This is a genomic window from Microlunatus parietis, from assembly GCF_013407955.1.
In the GTDB taxonomy this organism is placed as follows: domain Bacteria; phylum Actinomycetota; class Actinomycetes; order Propionibacteriales; family Propionibacteriaceae; genus Microlunatus; species Microlunatus parietis.
Map to the genome: position 1 here is coordinate 796,211 of NZ_JACCBU010000001.1, position 17,626 is coordinate 813,836.

General features: G+C 68.8%; 19 protein-coding genes. 10 read left to right on the forward strand and 9 right to left on the reverse strand.

Annotated elements, in window-relative coordinates; all coding sequences use genetic code 11:
- The first annotated feature begins 54 nt into the window (after positions 1–54).
- The 7 genes from BKA15_RS03785 to BKA15_RS03815 all read left to right on the forward strand — a co-directional run bounded on the left by BKA15_RS03785 (position 55) and on the right by BKA15_RS03815 (position 7,488).
- Entirely contained in the window at positions 55–1,131 is a 1,077-nt protein-coding gene (locus BKA15_RS03785) for an iron-containing redox enzyme family protein (protein ID WP_246322250.1), read from the forward strand.
- A gap of 11 nt (positions 1,132–1,142) precedes the next feature.
- Positions 1,143–1,400, forward strand: coding sequence for a CDGSH iron-sulfur domain-containing protein (locus tag BKA15_RS03790; protein ID WP_179748224.1), 258 nt, complete (start codon positions 1,143–1,145; stop codon positions 1,398–1,400).
- A gap of 229 nt (positions 1,401–1,629) precedes the next feature.
- The gene (locus tag BKA15_RS03795) at positions 1,630–3,513 is read left to right on the forward strand and encodes an ABC transporter substrate-binding protein (RefSeq protein ID WP_179748226.1); all 1,884 of its coding nucleotides are present in this window, start codon (positions 1,630–1,632) and stop codon (positions 3,511–3,513) included.
- 45 nt (positions 3,514–3,558) lie between these two features.
- Positions 3,559–4,626, forward strand: a complete 1,068-nt coding sequence (locus BKA15_RS03800) for an ABC transporter permease (RefSeq protein WP_179748228.1) — start codon at positions 3,559–3,561, stop codon at positions 4,624–4,626.
- Positions 4,623–5,474: an ABC transporter permease gene (locus BKA15_RS03805; RefSeq protein ID WP_179748230.1), complete on the forward strand. Its 852-nt coding sequence runs from the start codon at positions 4,623–4,625 to the stop codon at positions 5,472–5,474. The genes BKA15_RS03800 and BKA15_RS03805 overlap by 4 nt, the downstream gene beginning before the upstream one ends.
- An 8-nt stretch (positions 5,475–5,482) precedes the next feature.
- Positions 5,483–6,496 (forward strand): ABC transporter ATP-binding protein, encoded by a 1,014-nt coding sequence (locus BKA15_RS03810; protein WP_179748232.1) that lies wholly within the window; start codon positions 5,483–5,485, stop codon positions 6,494–6,496.
- The gene (locus BKA15_RS03815; protein WP_179748234.1) at positions 6,493–7,488 is read left to right on the forward strand and encodes an ABC transporter ATP-binding protein; all 996 of its coding nucleotides are present in this window, start codon (positions 6,493–6,495) and stop codon (positions 7,486–7,488) included. Before BKA15_RS03810 ends, BKA15_RS03815 begins: the two co-directional genes overlap by 4 nt.
- Here the strand turns inward: BKA15_RS03815 and BKA15_RS03820 are convergent.
- Positions 7,434–8,117, reverse strand: a complete 684-nt coding sequence (locus BKA15_RS03820; protein ID WP_179748237.1) for a hypothetical protein — start codon at positions 8,115–8,117, stop codon at positions 7,434–7,436. The genes BKA15_RS03815 and BKA15_RS03820 overlap by 55 nt on opposite strands.
- Positions 8,114–8,365, reverse strand: coding sequence for a hypothetical protein (locus BKA15_RS03825; protein WP_179748239.1), 252 nt, complete (start codon positions 8,363–8,365; stop codon positions 8,114–8,116). Before BKA15_RS03825 ends, BKA15_RS03820 begins: the two co-directional genes overlap by 4 nt.
- Before the next feature lie 115 nt (positions 8,366–8,480).
- On the opposite strand from BKA15_RS03825, the gene BKA15_RS03830 reads away from it, so the two are divergent.
- On the forward strand, positions 8,481–8,786 hold the full coding sequence (locus BKA15_RS03830; RefSeq protein ID WP_179748241.1) for a hypothetical protein: 306 nt from the start codon (positions 8,481–8,483) through the stop codon (positions 8,784–8,786).
- The gene (locus tag BKA15_RS03835; RefSeq protein ID WP_179748243.1) at positions 8,783–9,160 is read left to right on the forward strand and encodes a hypothetical protein; all 378 of its coding nucleotides are present in this window, start codon (positions 8,783–8,785) and stop codon (positions 9,158–9,160) included. Before BKA15_RS03830 ends, BKA15_RS03835 begins: the two co-directional genes overlap by 4 nt.
- A gap of 201 nt (positions 9,161–9,361) precedes the next feature.
- Here the strand turns inward: BKA15_RS03835 and BKA15_RS03840 are convergent, their stop codons facing one another.
- The gene (locus tag BKA15_RS03840; protein WP_179748245.1) at positions 9,362–10,768 is read right to left on the reverse strand and encodes an MFS transporter; all 1,407 of its coding nucleotides are present in this window, start codon (positions 10,766–10,768) and stop codon (positions 9,362–9,364) included.
- A gap of 109 nt (positions 10,769–10,877) precedes the next feature.
- Between BKA15_RS03840 and BKA15_RS03845 the strand changes: the two genes are divergently transcribed.
- Complete coding sequence (locus BKA15_RS03845) at positions 10,878–11,564, forward strand: TetR/AcrR family transcriptional regulator (protein ID WP_179748247.1); 687 nt, start codon at positions 10,878–10,880, stop codon at positions 11,562–11,564.
- Here the strand turns inward: BKA15_RS03845 and BKA15_RS03850 are convergent.
- From BKA15_RS03850 to BKA15_RS03875, 6 genes are all read right to left on the reverse strand, one after another.
- Positions 11,554–11,829, reverse strand: coding sequence for a hypothetical protein (locus BKA15_RS03850; protein WP_179748249.1), 276 nt, complete (start codon positions 11,827–11,829; stop codon positions 11,554–11,556). The genes BKA15_RS03845 and BKA15_RS03850 overlap by 11 nt on opposite strands.
- 66 nt (positions 11,830–11,895) lie before the next feature.
- Positions 11,896–12,921, reverse strand: a complete 1,026-nt coding sequence (locus BKA15_RS03855) for a CNNM domain-containing protein (protein ID WP_179748251.1) — start codon at positions 12,919–12,921, stop codon at positions 11,896–11,898.
- On the reverse strand, positions 12,918–14,312 hold the full coding sequence (locus BKA15_RS03860; RefSeq protein ID WP_179748253.1) for a hemolysin family protein: 1,395 nt from the start codon (positions 14,310–14,312) through the stop codon (positions 12,918–12,920). The genes BKA15_RS03855 and BKA15_RS03860 overlap by 4 nt, the downstream gene beginning before the upstream one ends.
- 45 nt (positions 14,313–14,357) lie before the next feature.
- Complete coding sequence (locus BKA15_RS03865) at positions 14,358–15,215, reverse strand: ABC transporter ATP-binding protein (protein ID WP_179748255.1); 858 nt, start codon at positions 15,213–15,215, stop codon at positions 14,358–14,360.
- Positions 15,212–16,456: an MFS transporter gene (locus BKA15_RS03870; protein ID WP_179748257.1), complete on the reverse strand. Its 1,245-nt coding sequence runs from the start codon at positions 16,454–16,456 to the stop codon at positions 15,212–15,214. The genes BKA15_RS03865 and BKA15_RS03870 overlap by 4 nt, the downstream gene beginning before the upstream one ends.
- Positions 16,457–16,475: 19 nt before the next feature.
- Positions 16,476–17,579 carry a FecCD family ABC transporter permease gene (locus tag BKA15_RS03875; protein WP_218871053.1) on the reverse strand — a complete coding sequence of 368 codons (1,104 nt, stop codon included), beginning with the start codon at positions 17,577–17,579 and terminating at the stop codon, positions 16,476–16,478.
- Between the last annotated feature and the right edge of the window lie 47 nt (positions 17,580–17,626).

Consider the following 17,626-nt stretch of genomic DNA (forward strand, 5'->3'; position numbering starts at 1 on the left):
AAACGCAGCGCCGGGCGCGCCCGGATGTTTCGGGAGCCGGATCCCGGGTAGTCCATGATCACCGGCCGCACGGCCGAGACGAGAGGAACGATCATGCTGCTGCCCCACCCGCGTGGCCCGCTGAGCGCAGCCGTCACGGCCGCCATCCGCCGGCCGGACGAGTCACTGATCAAGGTGCCCGACCTGCCCGAGCCCGATGTGGCGTTGCACGATCCCGACTTTCAGCTCACGCTGTGGGTGCTGTACGAGTTGCACTACCGCTCCTTCGACGACGCGCCGGACGCGGCCGAGTGGTCACCGGTCCTGCTGGCCGTCCGCGGGGCCCTCGAGACGATCTTCGACATCGCCCTGGAGCGCGAATGCGCCGGCCCGGTCGACCTGCTGGCCGCGGTCCCGGCCGAGGACTTCCCGGATCAGCTGTTCGCGCTCACCGAGAGTTTCGACAGCCCGCCGGTCGCGGAGCACGTCCAGCGGCGCGCGACGCTGGACCAGGTCCGGGAGCTGCTGCTGTTGCGCAGCATCTACCAACTCAAGGAGGCCGACCCGCACAGCTTCACCATCCCGCGGCTGACCGGAGCGGCGAAGGCTGGGCTGGTCGAGTTGCAGTACGACGAGTACGGCGACGGCCGGGCCGACCGGGTGCATCAGGACCTCTTCGCGACCGCGCTGCGGGGCGCGGGCCTCGACCCCGGCTACGGCGCCTACGTCGACGTGGTGCCGGCCGAGACCCTCGCGATCAGCACCGTGATGTCGCGGTTCTGCCTGCATCGTGGCCGCCGGGGTGCGGCGATGGGACATCTCGCCGCGTTCGAGGCCACCAGCTCGGTGCCCTCTCGCCGTTACGCAGCGGGGATCCGGCGGGTCGGCCTGGGCGACAACGTGGCCCAGTACTTCGACGAGCACGTCGAGGCCGACGCCGTGCACGAACAGCTCGCCGTCCGCGGGATCTGCGCGGCGATGATCAAGGACGAGCCCGGCTTGCAGCGCGACATCGCGCTGGGCGCCGTGGCCTGCCTCGCGGTGGACGACCTGAGTGCCCGGCCGCTGCTGGCGGCCTGGCAGGACGACCGGCACCTGGTCGATCCACCGGCACCGCCGCGGTCGCTCACCGAGTTCGCGACGTCATCATGATCAGCTGCCGGATGATCAACGCCGCCGGGACACCGCTGCGGTGCGTCGGCGACGAGACTCTGGACCTGGAACCGTGCCCGGAGGGCCCGGTGCTGGTCCGCGGCGCCACGATGATCATCGACGAGGACGATCAGGCGCACCCGGTACTCCGGCCCGTCGTCGCGGTCTGTCGCTGCGGGACCTCGACCCAGCCGCCGTGGTGCGACGGGATGCACAAGCTGGTCCAGCGCCGGCAACGAGCCGCCGGGGCGGACCAGACCGAACGATGATCATCACGAGTGATCATCGCGATCCGGAATCTACGCATCAGGCCAAGCTCGGTACAGGTTCGAAACGGACGAGAATGTTCGCGGAACGGACACGCCCCGCGTAGCGAGCGACCACTTTCCAGCTTCTTGATCACAAATTCCTCCATCCCCTTTACTAATGCTGTCGTCCTCGGTCATGATCGGTCTTGCCCATCTACGCGGACGGCCTCGGGGCCGAGGAGGATCAACGATGTCCTTACATCGAACGGTTGTGCGCGCCAAGAAACACCTGCTGGCCCTGATCGCCGCCGGCACGGCGCTGATCTTGATGGCCGCCTGCACGGCCGGCACCGCCGGTGGCGGCACGCCGGGCGCCGGTGCCGCCTCCGACCCCACGGCGCCGGGAGACTCGAGCAAGTTCCTGACGTTCTTCCCCTGCTGCAGCTGGAACACGACCTGGTCGTTCAACCCGTACAACGTGAACGGGCTCGGCATCCAGAACGACTTCGTCACGCTGCGGCTGGCGATCGTGAAGTCGCCCAGCCTGACCGAGTTCATCCCGCAGCTGGCCGACACCTGGGAGATCGTCGACGGCAAGCTGAACGTCCACCTGCGCGAGGACGCGAAGTGGCAGGACGACACCCCGGTCACCAGCAAGGACCTGCACGACACCGCGATCCTGAACGCGCTGCGCGGCGACGGGTTCTGGAACGACATCACCAGCGTCGACATCGTCGATGATCACACCGTCGCGTTCACGCTCAAGGAGGGTCAGCCGGAATCGCTGGCCAAGCTGGACATCCTGAACGCGATCCGGCCGTACCCGTCCAGCGTGTACGGCAAGCTCGTCACCGACGAGCTGAAGCAGGACGTGATCAAGTACTACACGACCGCGCACCGGGACCCGGAGCAGGCCGGCAAGCTGCCGGAGTTCAAGCGGATGAGCGCGGCGTTCAAGGACCTGGCCGCGATGAAGGTGGAGAAGCTGATCGGCAATGGCCCGTTCCAGCTGGAGAACATCACCACCAAGGAAGCCAAGCTGGTCAAGTGGGACGGCTTCTGGGACGCGAACAAGATCACGTTCGCCGGGATCCGCTACCTGAACGGTTCGACCCAGACGGTCTACCCGCAGCTGTTCAGCGGCAACGTGCACTTCTCCAACGTGTACATGCCGCCGCCGATCCTGCAGCGCTGGAAGAAGACCCCCGACTCGAACACGGCGCTGCCGCTCGCCTTCGGGTTCACCATGCTGTTCAACAGCAGCAAGAAGCCGCTCGACTCCAAGGCGGTCCGGCAGGCGCTGGCATACGTGATCCCGCGGCAGCAGATCAGCGAGGCCGCCTACGGCACCGACGAGGCGGCCGGCGGCACCTGGAAGGAAGTCAACACCGGCATCTCGCCTTCCCTGGAAGCGATCTATCTGGACCAGGGCAAGCTCGACCAGCTGAACAAGTACCCGGTGGACGAGGCCAAGGCGACCCAACTGCTGGAGGGCGAGGGCTTCACCAAGAAGGGTGATCAGTGGATCAAGCCGGACGGCGAGCCGTTCACGCTGACCTTCATCGCCAACGCCGAGACGACCGACATCGTCACCTCGTTCAACTCCGCGGCGAAGGCGCTGACCGCATTCGGGATCAAGTCCGAGGTCAACGCGACCTCCGGCGCCCAGCAGAACGCCGATCAGCACAACGGCGACTTCGACATCGGCTCCGGCTTCGTCGGCGGCAACAACCCGCTCGGCATGTACAACTCGCTGCTGGGTCCGGGCTACAACTTCAGCAAGCTGGGCAACTACGCCGGCAAGCGCGGCATCGGCTTCGGCCCGACGAAGAACGTCCCCGGTCTCGGCGAGGTGGACGTGGTCAGCACCATTGACGGCCAGGTCCGTGCCATCGAGCCGGGTCCGGAGATGAATGCCCAGGTCTGGAACTGGGCCCAGCTGGTGAACGAGGAGGTCCCGTACATCTGGTACGCGACCAAGGTCTACCAGTTCCCCTTCTCCACCAAGGAATTCACCAACTGGCCGCCGCTGAACGACCAGAACACCAGCGAGCTGTGGGACATCATCGCCGCCGACATGAACGGAGGCGTCTCGCTGGCGATCCAGCAGGGCTTCATCACCCCGAAGCCCTGACCCCTCCCCGTCACCCGGTGACACCCCCTTATCCGGAAGGCGCCGATGGTTTCCTATGTCGTGAAGCGACTGGCGATGTCGCTGTTGATCATCTACATCGTCATCTCGCTGTCCTTCTTCATGATCCGGCTGATGCCGGGCAACCCGATGGCGGCGCTCGAGGCGCAGCTGCGGATGCAGGGCGGCCTGAGCGAGGTCGAGATCCAGCAGCGGATCAGCTCCGTCTACGGCGTGACGCCGAACGCGCCGGTCGGCGAGCAGTATCTGCAGTACGTGTGGGGTGCGATCCGCGGCGATCTCGGGGTTCCGATCATGAACCCCGGGACCACCGTGACCGCGGTGATCGCCGAGGCGCTGCCGTGGACGATCATGGTCGTCGCGGTGTCGCTGATCATCAGCTTCCTGATCGGGATCGCGATCGGCGCGATGATGGCCGCGTTCCAGAACAGCCGGTTCTCCCAGGCGATGACGTTCATCGTGTCCTTCCTGAGCGCCGTGCCCAGCTATCTGGTGGCCATCGCGCTGCTGTACTTCCTGACCAGCGTCTACCAGGTCTTCCCGTCCGGTGGCGCCTACGCGGTCGACGTGACGCCGGGCTTCAACGGGCCGTACCTGCTCAGCGTGCTCTACCACGCCTTCCTGCCGATCGTGGCGTCGGTGATCACTTCCTTCGGCGGCTGGGCGCTCGGCATGAAGGGCAGCGCGATCTCGGTCCTCGGTTCGGAGTACGTCCGGGCGGCCGAAGCCCGCGGCCTGAGCGACCGCCGGATCACCCAGTCCTACGTCGGCCGCAACTCGATGCTGCCGATGGTCACCCAGCTGGCCCTCTCGATCGGCTTCATGTTCGGCGGCTCGGTCTTCATCGAGACGTACTTCCAGTACCCCGGGATCGGGTTCTACATGATCCAGTCGGTCAATCAACGGGACTACTCGCTGATGATGGGCTGCTTCCTATTGATCACCGTCTCGGTGATCGTCACGAACCTGCTGGTCGACCTGCTCTATCCGCTGGTCGATCCCCGGATCGCCAATCCGGCGGCGCGCAAGCGGGCCGTGGACAAGACCGCCGATCCGGACCAGGAAGTGTTGCCGGCCGGAGGGACGATGGCATGAGGTTCCTCAGTGACCTGTGGCGGATCCTGCGCAACGACAAGGGTGCCCTGGTCGGCGGCGTGATCGTCCTGATCTACGGCCTGGTGGCGATCTTCGGGCCGGTCTTCGTCCAGGTGGGTGACGAGCAGGATGCGAGCCAGGCCTACCAGCCGCCGTCCTGGGAGCACCCGCTCGGCACCGACTCGCTCGGCCAGGGCGTGCTCGAGCAGATCATCGTCGGCACCCAGCCGATCATGATCGTCGGCGTGATGTCGGCGGTGATCACGATCTTCATCGGTGTCGCGGTGGGCCTGCTGACCGGTTACATCGGCGGTGTCGTCGACACGATCGTCATGCGGATCACCGACATCTTCCTGACCATCCCCGGTCTGCCGTTGATCATCGTCCTGGCCAGCGTGATCCACACCACCAACCCGTTCGTGCTGGCCTGCATCCTGTCGATCACCGCCTGGGCGGGCCTGGCCCGGGCGATCCGGTCCCAGGCGATGAGCCTGCGCAGCAGCGACTTCGTCGAGGCCGCCCAGCTCCAGGGGGTCTCGCTCGGCAACATGATCGGCCGGCAATTGCTGCCGAACGTCGGCCCGTACGTCGCGATCCACTTCCTGCTCGCGATCACCGGCGCGATCTACGCCTCGGTCGGCCTGTTCCTACTCGGCATCGCGCCGATCAGCGGCAACAACTGGGGCATCATGATCAACCTGGCGATGGCGCAGGGCGCCTTGTACACCACCGACAGCGCCTTCTACCTGTTCTCCCCCATGGCCGCCATCGTCATCCTGCAGGTGTCCTTCGTGTTCTTCTCCCGGGCGCTGGACAGCGTCTTCAACCCGAGGCTGCGTGTCCAGTGAGCTCCCCCGTGACCAACGACGATCAACACCTGCTCGAGGTCGACGACCTGACCGTCGCGTTCGGTGACGGCCCCGGCTCCGTGCGGGCGGTCGAGAACGTCAGCCTCAGCGTCGGTGCCGGCGAGATCTACGCCCTGGTCGGCGAGTCCGGCTGCGGCAAGTCGACGCTGGCGTACTCGCTGCTGCAGATCGTGCCGCCGCCGGGCCAGATCACCGGCGGCACGGTACGGTTCCGCGGGGCGAGCACCACCACGATGTCGAAGCGGGAACTGAACGCCCTCCGCGGCGCCGAGCTCGCGATGGTGTTCCAGGGCGCGATGAACGCGTTCAACCCGGTGCTGACGATCGGCACCCAGGTGGACCACATCCTGCAGGCCCATCCCGAGGTGTTCGCCGACCCGAAGGACGGCCGGGACTACTTCCGGCATCTGCTCGACCTGGTCCAACTGCCGGCCGACCGGATCTGGAAGTCGTACGAGAGCCAGCTGTCCGGCGGCATGAAGCAGCGGGTGGCGATCGCCGTCGCGCTGCTGCTGCGGCCGTCGGTGGTGATCTTGGACGAGCCGACGACCGCGCTGGACGTGCTCAACCAGCGGTTGGTGATCGACATCCTCAAGGATCTGCACCGCACGCTCGGGGTGACGATCATCTTCGTCACCCACGACCTCGCCGTGGTCGCGGAGCTCGCCACCCGGGTCGCGGTCATGTACGCCGGCCGCCTGGTGGAGTCGGGCACCGTCGAGGAGATCTTCAAGGCGGGCCGCCGGCACCCCTACGTCGAGGCGTTGATCAACGCGATCCCGAGCGTGCTGGACGCCGGGCTCCGGGTCCGGCCGATCGGCGGCGCGGTGCCGAACCTCGCCGAACTGCCGGGCGGCTGCCGGTTCGCGCCGCGCTGTGCCCGGGCCGAGGACCTGTGCCACGAGACTGAGCCGCCGCTGCTCGGCGATGATCATGGACATCTGGTCGCCTGTCACGTCGTCAACCGCAGGCCCGAACTGGTGGAGGTGTCGAAGGCGTGAGTCTGCTCGAGATCCAGGATGTGACCCACACGTACGCCACCGGCTCGGGACGTCCGGTGCTGCACGACGTCAACCTGTCCACCGGCGAGGGCGAGATCGTGGCGCTGGTCGGCGAGTCCGGTTGCGGCAAGACCACGTTGGGCCGGCTGATCGCCGGACTACACGAGCCGAGCAGCGGCCGGATCTCGTTCGACGGCACCGACATCGCGGGGCTGCGCGGCAACCGACGCCGGCAGTGGCGGCGCAAGGTGCAGATGGTGCACCAGGACCCGTACGGCTCGCTGAACCCCGGCCTGACCATCGGCAGCACGCTGGCCCCCGGGATCCTGCAGCACAAGCTGGCCACCTGGCGCACCGTGCAGCCGGAGATGATCAAGCTGCTGCAGCAGGTCGGCCTGGACGCCACCCCGGCGTTCCTGCAGCGCTACCCGCACCAGTTGTCCGGCGGCCAGCGGCAGCGGGTCTCGATCGCGCGGGCGATCAGCCTGCAGCCGAGCCTGATCGTCGCCGACGAGGTCACCAGCATGCTCGACGTGTCGATGCGGGTGGCGATCCTCGACCTGCTGCTGTCCTTCCAGCGCGACCGGGGCATCGGGTACGTGTTCATCAGCCACGACTTCGGGGTGGTGCGGTACTTCGCCCAGGGCGGCCGGATCGCGGTGATGTTCTTCGGCTACATCGTCGAGGAGGGCCCGGTCGAGGAGTTGATCACGTCACCGAGGCACCCGTACACCCACATGCTGTTGCAGGCGATCCCGGTGCCGGACCCGGTGCTGGTCCGCAAGCGTGACGAGGAGGGACGGGACCCGGAACGGATGATCGGCGAGCCGGCGACCTCCGGCTGTGTGTTCGCCAACCGCTGCCCGCTGGTACAGGACGTCTGCCGGAAGCAGGCCCCGGCCCTGACCGAGATCGGCACCGGGCACCGGTCGGCCTGTCACTTCTCCGACGAGGTCCCGCCGCTGGTCCACCTCACCGACGACGCGGCCTGAGGACGACGATCATGATGAAGACAGCCGCCCGGGTGCTGCTCCGGATGGGCCTCGGCCTGTTGATCATCTGCGTCGTGATCCGGCCGGCGATCCGTACCGAACAAGGGATGATGGGCGACAACCTGGCCATCATCGCCTGCCTGCTGCTGATCATCACCGCCGCGCTGGGCCTCAAGTTCGCCCCGGACGACAAGATCAGCAAGGCCGGCGACGATCGGCAGCGTCCCTGAGCGCAGCCGCGATCCCGGAGCGACCCGCGAGTCCCAGACGGGCGTGCGCAGCCTCCGTACGGTTGCGGCCAGGCGCATCAACTCGGCATTGATCTCCAGCCGCCGGCCTCGTTGATAGTGGGCCTCGAGCCGATACAGCGACGCCCAGGCCGCATCCTCGTCGCGCCCCGTTGCCGCGGCGAGTTCGGCCAGTTCCCGAGCCCGGTCCAGCCGGGTCAGCACCGCGGCCGGTCCGACTGCGGCCGCCAGCTCGGCGTGCAGCCGGGCCGAGGTCTTCTGCGCCTCGGCGACCGAGATCCTCTTGTTCGGAAGGGATTCCGCAGCATTCCACGGGTCCCGGGTGGCGACCAGCACAGCCTGCAGCAGCACGGCCCGCTCTGGATCGTCCGCGCCGATCATGGCGAGCGCCTCCTGCGCCGGGCATGCCGCTCGGCCGTCAGGCTCCACGCTCCCACGGCCGGACCCGGGATGACGGTCGCGGCGTCGGCCAGGAGGCCCGCATCGCCGGTGGCCCGGCCGATCGCGGCGGCCTCCCGGCAGGCCTGCCAGGCCCGCTCCAGTGACCCCCGCCGGTACTCGGAGCGGGCCAGGTCGAGCAGCCGGCGCGGGTCGGGCGCCGGCGCGGGAGGTGAGGGGTCGGTACTCATGGGCGCCCCGAACAGTTGAGTGATTCCACGGATGTGCGCGGCTGAGCCAGATTCTACGGTCGATCCTCGTACGGGCCCGCAAGATCGCGGGCCCATCGAGAGGTGGAGGCAGATCATGACGACCACGACGGCACGCGTCACAGCGGCGACGATCGACGTTCGCCCGAGAGGCTGGGCGCTGGTCATCGCCGGGCTGACCGGCACGGCGGCGGGGGTCTTCCTCGCGTTCGTACCGCCTGCGGTCGGAGCGGACCGCTACAGCTTTCCGCTCAGCCCTCCGGGATACACCGCGATCCAGGCATTCTTCTTCGTGCACCAGGTCGCGCTCGCCTACGGCCTGCTCACGGTGTGGCGCTCGGGACGAGCCGGCGGTGGCCGGTTTTCGCGGCGGTGGGCGGCATTCTCGCCGTGGTCTCGATGAGCCTGCTGGCGGGAGCCGAACTGGTCGCGATCCTGGCCGCCGATTCGGCTTCCGGATCGGAGTTGGCCGGCGTGATCGGCGGCATCTACGGCGCGGTGTCGTTGCTGAACGGCGTCTCGCTGATGATCTTCGGGATCGCGGCGCTCACCGCCGGGCAGTGGCGCGGGTGGCGACGGTTGATCTTGCTCGTCCTCGGGATCTACGTCATCGTTCCGCTCACGCCGGCGATCTTCGGGCCGTTCGTCCTGGCTCGATTGACCATTGCCGGCTGGATGCTGTTGTTCGGCTTCCTCGGCTGGGCACTGCTCCGGCCCGAGCAGCCCGGGACCGGGTCCGTGAACTCCAGAGCCGGCAACCAGTCCAGCAAGGCCTGATCATCAGTTCCTGAGCCGGTCGAGCATCCAGTGGACGCTCATGGCAACGATCTTGCGCAGAACCTGCCCTTTCCGTCCGCTCGATGATCATTTCGGCATGGCGACGTCGTGGCGGGCCGTTGGTCCCGACTCCGCTCCGTTCTGAACCTTCGAGTGCCCGAGCCGCGAGCGGCCGTGCCCTGGTGACTCCCCCGCCAACGGTCACTGCGGGGTCGGACGCGGGACCCGGCGCGGGTTGATCAGGACAAGGGTGGTGAGTACGGCCAGCACCGCCAGCGCCGTGGCCGCCAGGAGGACGGCCCGGACACCGTCGGCAACAGCCTGCGGGCTGCTCCCCCCGTAGCCAGCGAAGACAGCGCCGAGCATCCCGGTGCCGACACCGGCTCCGAGCGAGGCCAGGCTGGAGACCGTGCCGGCCACCATGCCGACGCGGTCGGGGTCGGTGACGTTGACGGCCACGGCCATGACGGGGGCACCGGCGATTCCGCCGCCGCCACCCCAGGCGAGCAGCGGGACGAGGAGCACCCACCATGGGGTGTCCGGCGTGACCAGGACGGCCAGGGCGGCGAGTCCGACGGCCTTGAGTGCGTACCCGAGGCCGATCACCAGGCCGGGCGGCCAGTAGCTGAGCAGCTTCGAGCCGACCATGCCGGTGATCATCTGCGCGACGAAGATCGGTGTCATCAGCAGGCCCGCCTCGGTCGGGCCGAGGCGGAGAGCCTCGGCGAAGTACAGCACCAGGTAGACGGCGCCCCCGGTGGTCAGGGCGCGGGAGAGGAAGATCGCGACCATCGCACCGGAGAACGCCGGTTTCGCGAACAGCCGCGGTTCCAGGGTCGGCGAACCCACCCGGAACTGAACGATGATGAAGATCATCAACGCCACGGCGGCGACGGCCGCCAGCACGGTGTCGGCGCCCGTCCACGCGGCCCGGTCCGACCGCAGCATGATCATCGTCGCCGTACCCAGACCGACCATGATCAACAAACTGCCGGCCCAGTCCGGACGTGGACGCGGTTCCGGTCCCGCCCGCCGTGACCGCGGCAGCACCCGCGCCGCCAGCAGCAGGGCCGCCGCCCCGAGCGGCAGATTGATCGCGAAGACCGCCCGCCAGCCGAAGGTGTCGATCAGCAGTCCACCGACGGCCGGCGCGATCAGCCCGGCCGCGGTCGCGAAGCTTCCCCACGCGCCGATCGCGAGGTTGCGTTCCTCGCCGTCATAGCGGCCGGCCAGCAGCGGAATACCGTTCACCATGATCACTGCCGCCCCGACGCCCTGAGCCACCCGGGCGAGGTCGAGGAACACCAGTGTCGGTGCCTGGGTCGCCGCCAGCGACGCCAGCGTGAACAGGGCGATCCCGGCCAGGACCAGCGGTCGCCGCCCCCATCGGTCGGAGACACTGCCGGCGACCTGGGTGACGGCACCCATCGTGATCAGATAGGTCACCACCACCGACTCGGCCGACGAACCCCCGGCGAGCTCGGCGCCGATCTGCGGGAGCCCGATGGTCACGATCGTGGCGTCGACGACCACCAGGCCCGTGGTGACCATGACGAGCAGCAGGACCCCGGTGAAGGGCGGAACACGGCGGGACTTCTCGGCGGGCATTCGTACTCTCTCCGGCTGTGCGAAGGGTGAAAGGGACGTCTTCAGTCTTGGTGGTGCATTCACTAAAGTCAACGCATGTGAAGTTTAACGAACGGCGTACCCTGTCGTCGTGCCGAGCCAGCGACGCCGCCCCGCGACCAGGAAGGGACGCCCGGTCCTGACCCGTGCCGCCATCGCTGAGAAGGCTCTCGAACTGGCCGGAGTGCAGGGCTTCCGTGCCGTCACGATGCGCGCCCTGGCCGGTGAGCTGGGCGTGACCGTACGCGCGCTGTACAACTACGTCGACGACCGCCAGCAGGTGATCGATCTCGCGGTCGGCCTGATGATCGAGGCCTGGGAGCCGCCCACGCTCGACCCGGAAGCTTGGGAGCAGTCCATCGCCGATTACGCCGGCTCGCTGCGCCGTCTCTATCGACGGTGGCCCCGGGCGCTGCTGATCTCGATCGAGGAGGACGCACCCCCGACGGCGGTCCACCCGAATCGCCTGATCAACCTGGAGCGCCTGCTACGACTCCTGTGCGACGTCGGGCTCAGCCTGCCGGCCGCACTGGAGGTCCACCGACACCTCGCCCTGCAACTGCTGTCCTTCGCCCTACTGGTCGACTATCCAGCCGACCAGGCCGGCACGGCGGGCGGCTCGCCACTCGTCCCCCAGGCCTGGCTCGAGGCCCGGGCAGACCTCGACCTCCCGACGCTGCGCGAGGCTGCGGCCCTGCCCGCTCCGACGCCGGACGAGCAGTTCGAGAGCCTCATCGCCACGGTCACCGCTCAGATCCGGGGCCGGCTCACCGAGTGATCAGGCCGACGGCGGCCCCCGGCAGGCTGAGCACCAGCGCCACCCGGCCATCGCAAGGGCAGAGTCGGGTGCAGCCGGCCAGGGTGATCGCGATCGCGTCGGCCCGGAGGGCACGCAGGACCGCTGATCGGAACTGCCGCAACCAGCGAGCGGCGTCGTCGGGCCGGCACGCCTTGCACACCGTGAGGACCGCATCCTGCCGCGGCTGCCAGGAGAATCCGGCCGTTCCGGGTGATCGATCGGTGGCCCCGGGCTGGCTCGTCATGAAACTCCTGTCGCTGCGTCACGTTGATCGCCGGCCCGGCGATTCTACGAGACGTAGAAGCAAGGTCTACGCAGTGGTGACCCCGACCGCGGGAAGGAGCCGCTTCATGACGTCGGTGATCGTGACGACACCGGCCAGCGGGTCGGTGTCGGTGGTGGCGACGGCGAGCTGAGTGTTGGTGCTGCGCATCGCCGCGAGCGTCTCGGCCACCGACGTGGCCGCGGGCAGCCGCAGCACGGGCCGGATCAGCGGTCCGATCGGCGCAGCGCCCGAAACCGTCAGGGTGTCCCGGGTGTGCACCATTCCGGTGGGCCGGCCCTCGTCGTCGGTGACGACGATCCGTTGGTGACCGGACCGGACGGCGACGAGTTGGAGGTCGGCCACCGTCGCGTCTCGTCGTACGGTGGCCGGAGAACTCCCCGGCGGTACGAGGTCGGACACGGTGAGCCGTTCCAGCTGAAGCGCTTCGGTCAGCTGGGCCGAGAACCGGGCATCGAGCGCGCCGACATTCGCCGAGTGTTCGACCAGCTGGCGGAGATCATCGCTGGTCTGCCCGGTCGCGACCTCGTTCACCGGCGTCACCCCGACCCGGCGTAGGCACCAGTTGGCCGCGCCGTTGAGCGCCCGCAGCAGCGGCCGGGTGAGCGCCATGAACCCGCGCATCGGCAGCGCCAGCAGGGTCGCGGAGCGCTCGGGGTGCGCGATCGCCCACGACTTCGGGGCCATCTCCCCGATCACGAGATGGAGGAACGTGACGATGAACAGCGCCAGGACGAACGAGATCACGTCGGCGACGACGCCCGGCAGATGCGCCAGCTCGAGCGGCACCAGCAGCCAGTGATGCACGGCCGGCTTGGTGATCGCGCCCAGGGCGACGGTGACGGCCGTGATGCCGAGCTGGGCGCCTGCGAGCAGGACGGTCAGCTCGGTCGAACTGCGCAGGGCGGCTCGGGCCGACCGGCTGGAGGCGGCCGCGTCCTCGAGTCGGTGCCGTTTCGCAGCCAGCAGCGCGAACTCGACCGCGACGAAGAACGCGCTGAAGATGATCAGCCCGATGGTGACCGGGATGATGACGGCCGGATGGTCGGTCATCGGTCCGTACCCCCGTCCGGGGTGCTGGCGGGCGCGGTCCCGCGGTCGAGGGCGATCCGTACCCGGGACGGGACGTGGCGCTCCACCTCGAGGATCTCGATGATCATGGATCTGGCCTCCGGATGGTCTGATTCGGTCAACTCGGCCGGGTCGATCGGCAGCCCGACCTCGAGCCGGGCGCCGGGCTCGGGCAGTGCGCCGTACTCGGCGATCACCAGACCGGCGACGGTTTCGTAGTCGCCCCGGGGCAGGTCGCGGCCCAGGACGCGTTCCGCCTCGTCGAGGTGGACGTCGCCGGCCATCGACCACCGGGACTCGTCCTCGATCACGATCTCCGGCTCCGGATCCGGCAGGTCGTGCTCGTCGTTCACGTCGCCGACCACCTCCTCGGCCAGATCCTCCAGGGTGACGATGCCGGCCATGCCGCCGTACTCGTCGATGACATAGGCGAGCTCGGCGTTCTGGCTGGACAGGTGTTCCAGCGCCTTCGGCAGCGGCATCGACGTCGGCACCAGCACCGGCGGCCGCATGATCGCGGTGACCGGATCGGAGTCCCGGCCGGGGCCGGTCGCCACCAGGTCCAGCAGCTGCACCACGCCGGCAATGTCCTGGTCCGCGTCGAGCACCGGGTACCGGGAATGTCCGGTGCTCATCAGGGCCCGGACCTGCCCGATCGTGTCCGTGGTCGTCACGGTCTGGACCCGTGGCGCCGGGATCATGGCGTGTTCGACGTCGCGTTTCGGGAAGTCGATGATCCGGTCCAGCAGCGTGGACAGCTCCGGTGACAGCGTGCCGCTCAGGCTGGACTCGGCGACGATGTGCTCCAGGTCGCGAGCGGTGGCGGCGTGCTCGACGTCGTGCACCGGTTCGATCCCGACCAGCCGGAGGAGCCGGTTGGAAGCCCGGTCGAAGATGCTGATCAGCCAACCGAACACGGTCAGGTAGACCGTCGTGGAGCGGGCCAGCCACACGGCCAGTTGCTCGGGCCGGGCAATCGCGAGGTTCTTCGGGAACAACTCGCCGAAGAGCATCTGGATCAGCGTCGACAGCAGCAGAGCGGTGATCGTGCCGACCGCGAACCCGACCGGAGCGGGGATTCCCACGCCGCCCAGGGCCGTCCCGAGGGCATCACCGATCAACGGCTCGGCGACATAGCCGACCAGCAGGCCGGTGACCGTGATGCCCAGTTGAGCGCCGGACAGCATGAAGGAGGTGCGCCGGGCCACTTTCAAGGCCCGGGCTGCGGCCCGGTCGCCGGCCTCGGCCCGGGCCGCGAGGCGGGACCGGTCCACCGCCATGTAGGCGAACTCCTGGGCCACGAAGTACCCGGTCGCGGCCGTGATCGCCAGGACGATCAACAGACCCAACAGCAACGACAGAAGCCAGAACATCAAGATCCCCCTCCCGACGCGGTGCACGACGAGAGGGGGCAGGGACTACCGGGGTCCATCGAAGCCTTCCAGACTTGGTGACAGTGGGTGATCAGAGGATAGCAACGGTGATCCAGGGCCCGTCTCGGCTCCGGGACCAGGCTCCTCGAGATCGGGCCGGAAGATCAGCTGCGGGCAGCCGTCGTCGTCGATCACCCGCACACCGACGCGGTAGACCGGCCCGAGAATCTCCGGCCTGAGCACGTCGCGGACGGTTCCGGACGCCACCACGCGACCATGATCAAGAAGGACCAGCGCATCGCAGTAGCGCGCCGCGAGATTCAGGTCGTGGAGTACGATCACCGTCGCCACGCCCATCGCCCGGACGAGCCGCAGCACCTCGTGCTGGTAGTGGATGTCGAGGTGGTTGGTGGGCTCGTCCAGCAGAAGATGATCAGCCTCCTGGGCGATCGCCCGGGCGATCAGGGCCCGTTGCTTCTCGCCGCCGGACAACGTGCCGACTCCTCGGTCGGCGAACTCCCGCATCCCGACCCGGTGCAGCGCGGCGGCGGCGACTCGATGATCATGCCCGGTGTAGGCCTGCAGCGACGAGCGATGCGGAGACCGGCCGAGCAGGACCAGCTCGGCCACCGTGAGCGAGATCTCCGCCGGCGGTTCCTGGGCGACCACCGCGACCCGGCGCGGCAGTTCACGGGAGCCGAGCGCCTGCACCGGGACGCCGTCGATGATCACGCTCCCCGACTGCGGCGTCAAGGCACGATAGAGAAGACGGAGCAGCGTGGACTTCCCACTGCCGTTCGGCCCGATCAAGCCGACGATCGCGCCGGGCCCGGCTTCAAGATCGACATCGGCCAGGGCCGGAATCCCGTCGTAGGCGTACGACAGCCCAGTCGCTTCGATCATCGATCTCCCTCCGCCACCCGTTGGGCGACCAGCCTCGGCTCTGCGAACGTGCGTGACCCGGGTACGGCGAGCGCTCCGAGTGCCGCGGCGATGGTGGCCAGTCCGCAGGCGACCAGCACGGCCATCGTTCCGGCCGCGTCGAGTGCGTACGGCAGCAAGATCAATCCCAGCGGGGCGACACCGTGCGAGATCATGAAATCGAACGAGAAGACCCGGCCCAGCCGCTCGGGCGGGAACTCCCGTTGGATCGCGCTGAACCACGGGATGTTGAACGCCTCGATCCCGGCCCCGCCGAGCGCGTACCCGGCCATGATCAACACCAGCGCGACCTCCGGGCTGACCGCGGCGCAGGCCAGGGCGAGCGGCACCAGCCCGTACAGACTCAGCCCCACGAAGCCCACCAGGCCCGGCTTCGCCGGCTGCCAGCGCGCCAGCACCAGCGCAGCCACCACGGCGCCGGCCGAGTAGCAACCCAGGGCCACACCCAGGAACACGTCGCCGCCGAAGTGGGTCCGGCTGACCAGCGGCAGAGTCAACTGCTGGACCGCGAAGCCGAGGGCGAGCCAGATCACCAGTGCGGCCAGGCCCGCGACGAACCAGCGATGCCGCACCACCTCGCGCAGCAGCTCGCCGTAGTCGGCGAACGGCCGGGCCCGGGCGGCATCGGACGGCGGACGTTCCCCGCGCGGCAGGATCAGCGCGGTCGCGGCGGAGGTCAACCACAGCAGGCCCGCGAAGGCGAGCGTCGCCGGACCACCGACGACCGCGTAGCCGAGCGCAGCGATCGTCGGCCCGGCGACCAGCAGGATCCGGCTGCTCAAGGTCGACAGGGCGTTGGCCCGCTGCCGCTCCGGCCCGTTCACCGACTCGCCGACCAGCGCCTGGTAGACCCCGCGGAACGTCCCCTCGCCGGTCCCGGCAACGAAGATCGCCAGGCACAGCAGCGGCACCGGGGCGGCGAACGCCGGGATCGCTGCCAGGATCGCCGCTCCGCGGAGCAGGCTCGACCCGATCAGCACGCTCCGCCGCGGAAAGCTGTCGCTGATCACACCGCCGAGCACCGAACCCGCGACGAAGCCGACCGTCCGAGCGCCGAGCGCCAATCCCAGGACCGCGAGGTCGCCGGACGTGTCGAGGACGAACAGCGTGATCGCCACCGGCGTCAGCGAACCGGCGGCCGCCGACGTCACGTAGCTCAGCCAGGCGGTACGGAACCGCGCGTTACGCAGGATCGACAGCATCTCAGGACCTCACCGTCGATCAGCTCGTCGTCCGCATCCGGCGGACCAGGAAGATCAGGAACGGCGCGCCGGCGACCGCGGTGATGATGCCCAGCGGAAGCTCGCGCGGCACGAAGATCATCCGCGCCGCGACGTCGCACCAGATCAGGAACGAGGCACCGAGCAGGGCGGCGACCGGAAGCAGCCGGCGATGCACACCGCCGACCAGCAGCCTGGCCACATGCGGGACGATCAACCCCACGAACCCGATCCCACCGGAGACGGCCACCGCCGCGCCGACGCAGAGGGCGACGACCGCGAGCCCCTGCGCCCGGACCCGGGTCGGCGAACTGCCCAGCGCCAGCGCGGTGTCATCCCCCAGGCTGAGCGCATCCAGCCTCCTGGAGATCACGACCAAGATCATCAGCCCGGCGAGCACGATCGGGCTCGCGATCAGTACGGACGTCCAGGAGGCCCGGGTCAGTGAGCCGAGCAGCCAGAACAGGACTGCGCGTGCCCCCTCGGGCGTGTCCGACGCGAAGATCAAGAAGCTGGTCGCCGCGTTCAACACGTAGCCCACCGCGACGCCGGCCAGCAGCAGCCGCACCGAGGTGATCTTGCCTCCCCGGGTGGCGAGCACGAAGACCAGCGCCGTCGCCGCCAGGGCGCCGAGAAAGGCACTGCCCGTGAGCGCCCCCGCCCCGATCGTGGCACCGAACCCGAAGAGCAGCGTCAGTGCCGCACCGGTCGAGGCGCCGGCGCTCACGCCCAGCAGATAGGGCTCGGCCAGCACGTTGCGGACCAGCGCCTGCAGTGCGGCGCCGGAGATCGCGAGGGCCGCGCCGACGACAACGGCGAGCAGCACCCGCGGGATGCGGACCTGCCAGACGATGCTGTCCGCCGCTTCCTGACCGGGCACCGCGGCGGCCCAGCCGAGATGATCGAGGACGATCGCGATCACGGTGCCCGGACCGATCCAGACGGGGCCGAGACCGACCGACACCGGAATGCTGATGATCAAGATCCCGGCGAGTCCGGTGATCCACACGATCACCCGGACCCGGCGCCGGCGATGATCAAGATCATCGGTCCGACCCGCACCGGTCGACGCCAGGGCGGTGGCGTCGACCGCCGTCCTCGTCACCGCGGGCCGGTCGGTTCTGGCTGCCGCGAGACGCCCGCGGCGCTACC

What these genes read in the sequence shown, in the direction of transcription:
- BKA15_RS03785 (WP_246322250.1), top strand. Translation starts at nt 55, where the DNA reads ATGATCACCGGCCGCACGGCCGAGACGAGAGGAACGATCATGCTGCTG.
- BKA15_RS03790 (WP_179748224.1), top strand. Translation starts at nt 1,143, where the DNA reads ATGATCAACGCCGCCGGGACACCGCTGCGGTGCGTCGGCGACGAGACT.
- BKA15_RS03795 (WP_179748226.1), top strand. Translation starts at nt 1,630, where the DNA reads ATGTCCTTACATCGAACGGTTGTGCGCGCCAAGAAACACCTGCTGGCC.
- BKA15_RS03800 (WP_179748228.1), top strand. Translation starts at nt 3,559, where the DNA reads ATGGTTTCCTATGTCGTGAAGCGACTGGCGATGTCGCTGTTGATCATC.
- BKA15_RS03805 (WP_179748230.1), top strand. Translation starts at nt 4,623, where the DNA reads ATGAGGTTCCTCAGTGACCTGTGGCGGATCCTGCGCAACGACAAGGGT.
- BKA15_RS03820 (WP_179748237.1), bottom strand. Translation starts at nt 8,117, where the DNA reads ATGATCGGCGCGGACGATCCAGAGCGGGCCGTGCTGCTGCAGGCTGTG.
- BKA15_RS03825 (WP_179748239.1), bottom strand. Translation starts at nt 8,365, where the DNA reads ATGAGTACCGACCCCTCACCTCCCGCGCCGGCGCCCGACCCGCGCCGG.
- BKA15_RS03830 (WP_179748241.1), top strand. Translation starts at nt 8,481, where the DNA reads ATGACGACCACGACGGCACGCGTCACAGCGGCGACGATCGACGTTCGC.
- BKA15_RS03835 (WP_179748243.1), top strand. Translation starts at nt 8,783, where the DNA reads ATGAGCCTGCTGGCGGGAGCCGAACTGGTCGCGATCCTGGCCGCCGAT.
- BKA15_RS03840 (WP_179748245.1), bottom strand. Translation starts at nt 10,768, where the DNA reads ATGCCCGCCGAGAAGTCCCGCCGTGTTCCGCCCTTCACCGGGGTCCTG.
- BKA15_RS03850 (WP_179748249.1), bottom strand. Translation starts at nt 11,829, where the DNA reads ATGACGAGCCAGCCCGGGGCCACCGATCGATCACCCGGAACGGCCGGA.
- BKA15_RS03855 (WP_179748251.1), bottom strand. Translation starts at nt 12,921, where the DNA reads ATGACCGACCATCCGGCCGTCATCATCCCGGTCACCATCGGGCTGATC.
- BKA15_RS03860 (WP_179748253.1), bottom strand. Translation starts at nt 14,312, where the DNA reads ATGTTCTGGCTTCTGTCGTTGCTGTTGGGTCTGTTGATCGTCCTGGCG.
- BKA15_RS03865 (WP_179748255.1), bottom strand. Translation starts at nt 15,215, where the DNA reads ATGATCGAAGCGACTGGGCTGTCGTACGCCTACGACGGGATTCCGGCC.
- BKA15_RS03870 (WP_179748257.1), bottom strand. Translation starts at nt 16,456, where the DNA reads ATGCTGTCGATCCTGCGTAACGCGCGGTTCCGTACCGCCTGGCTGAGC.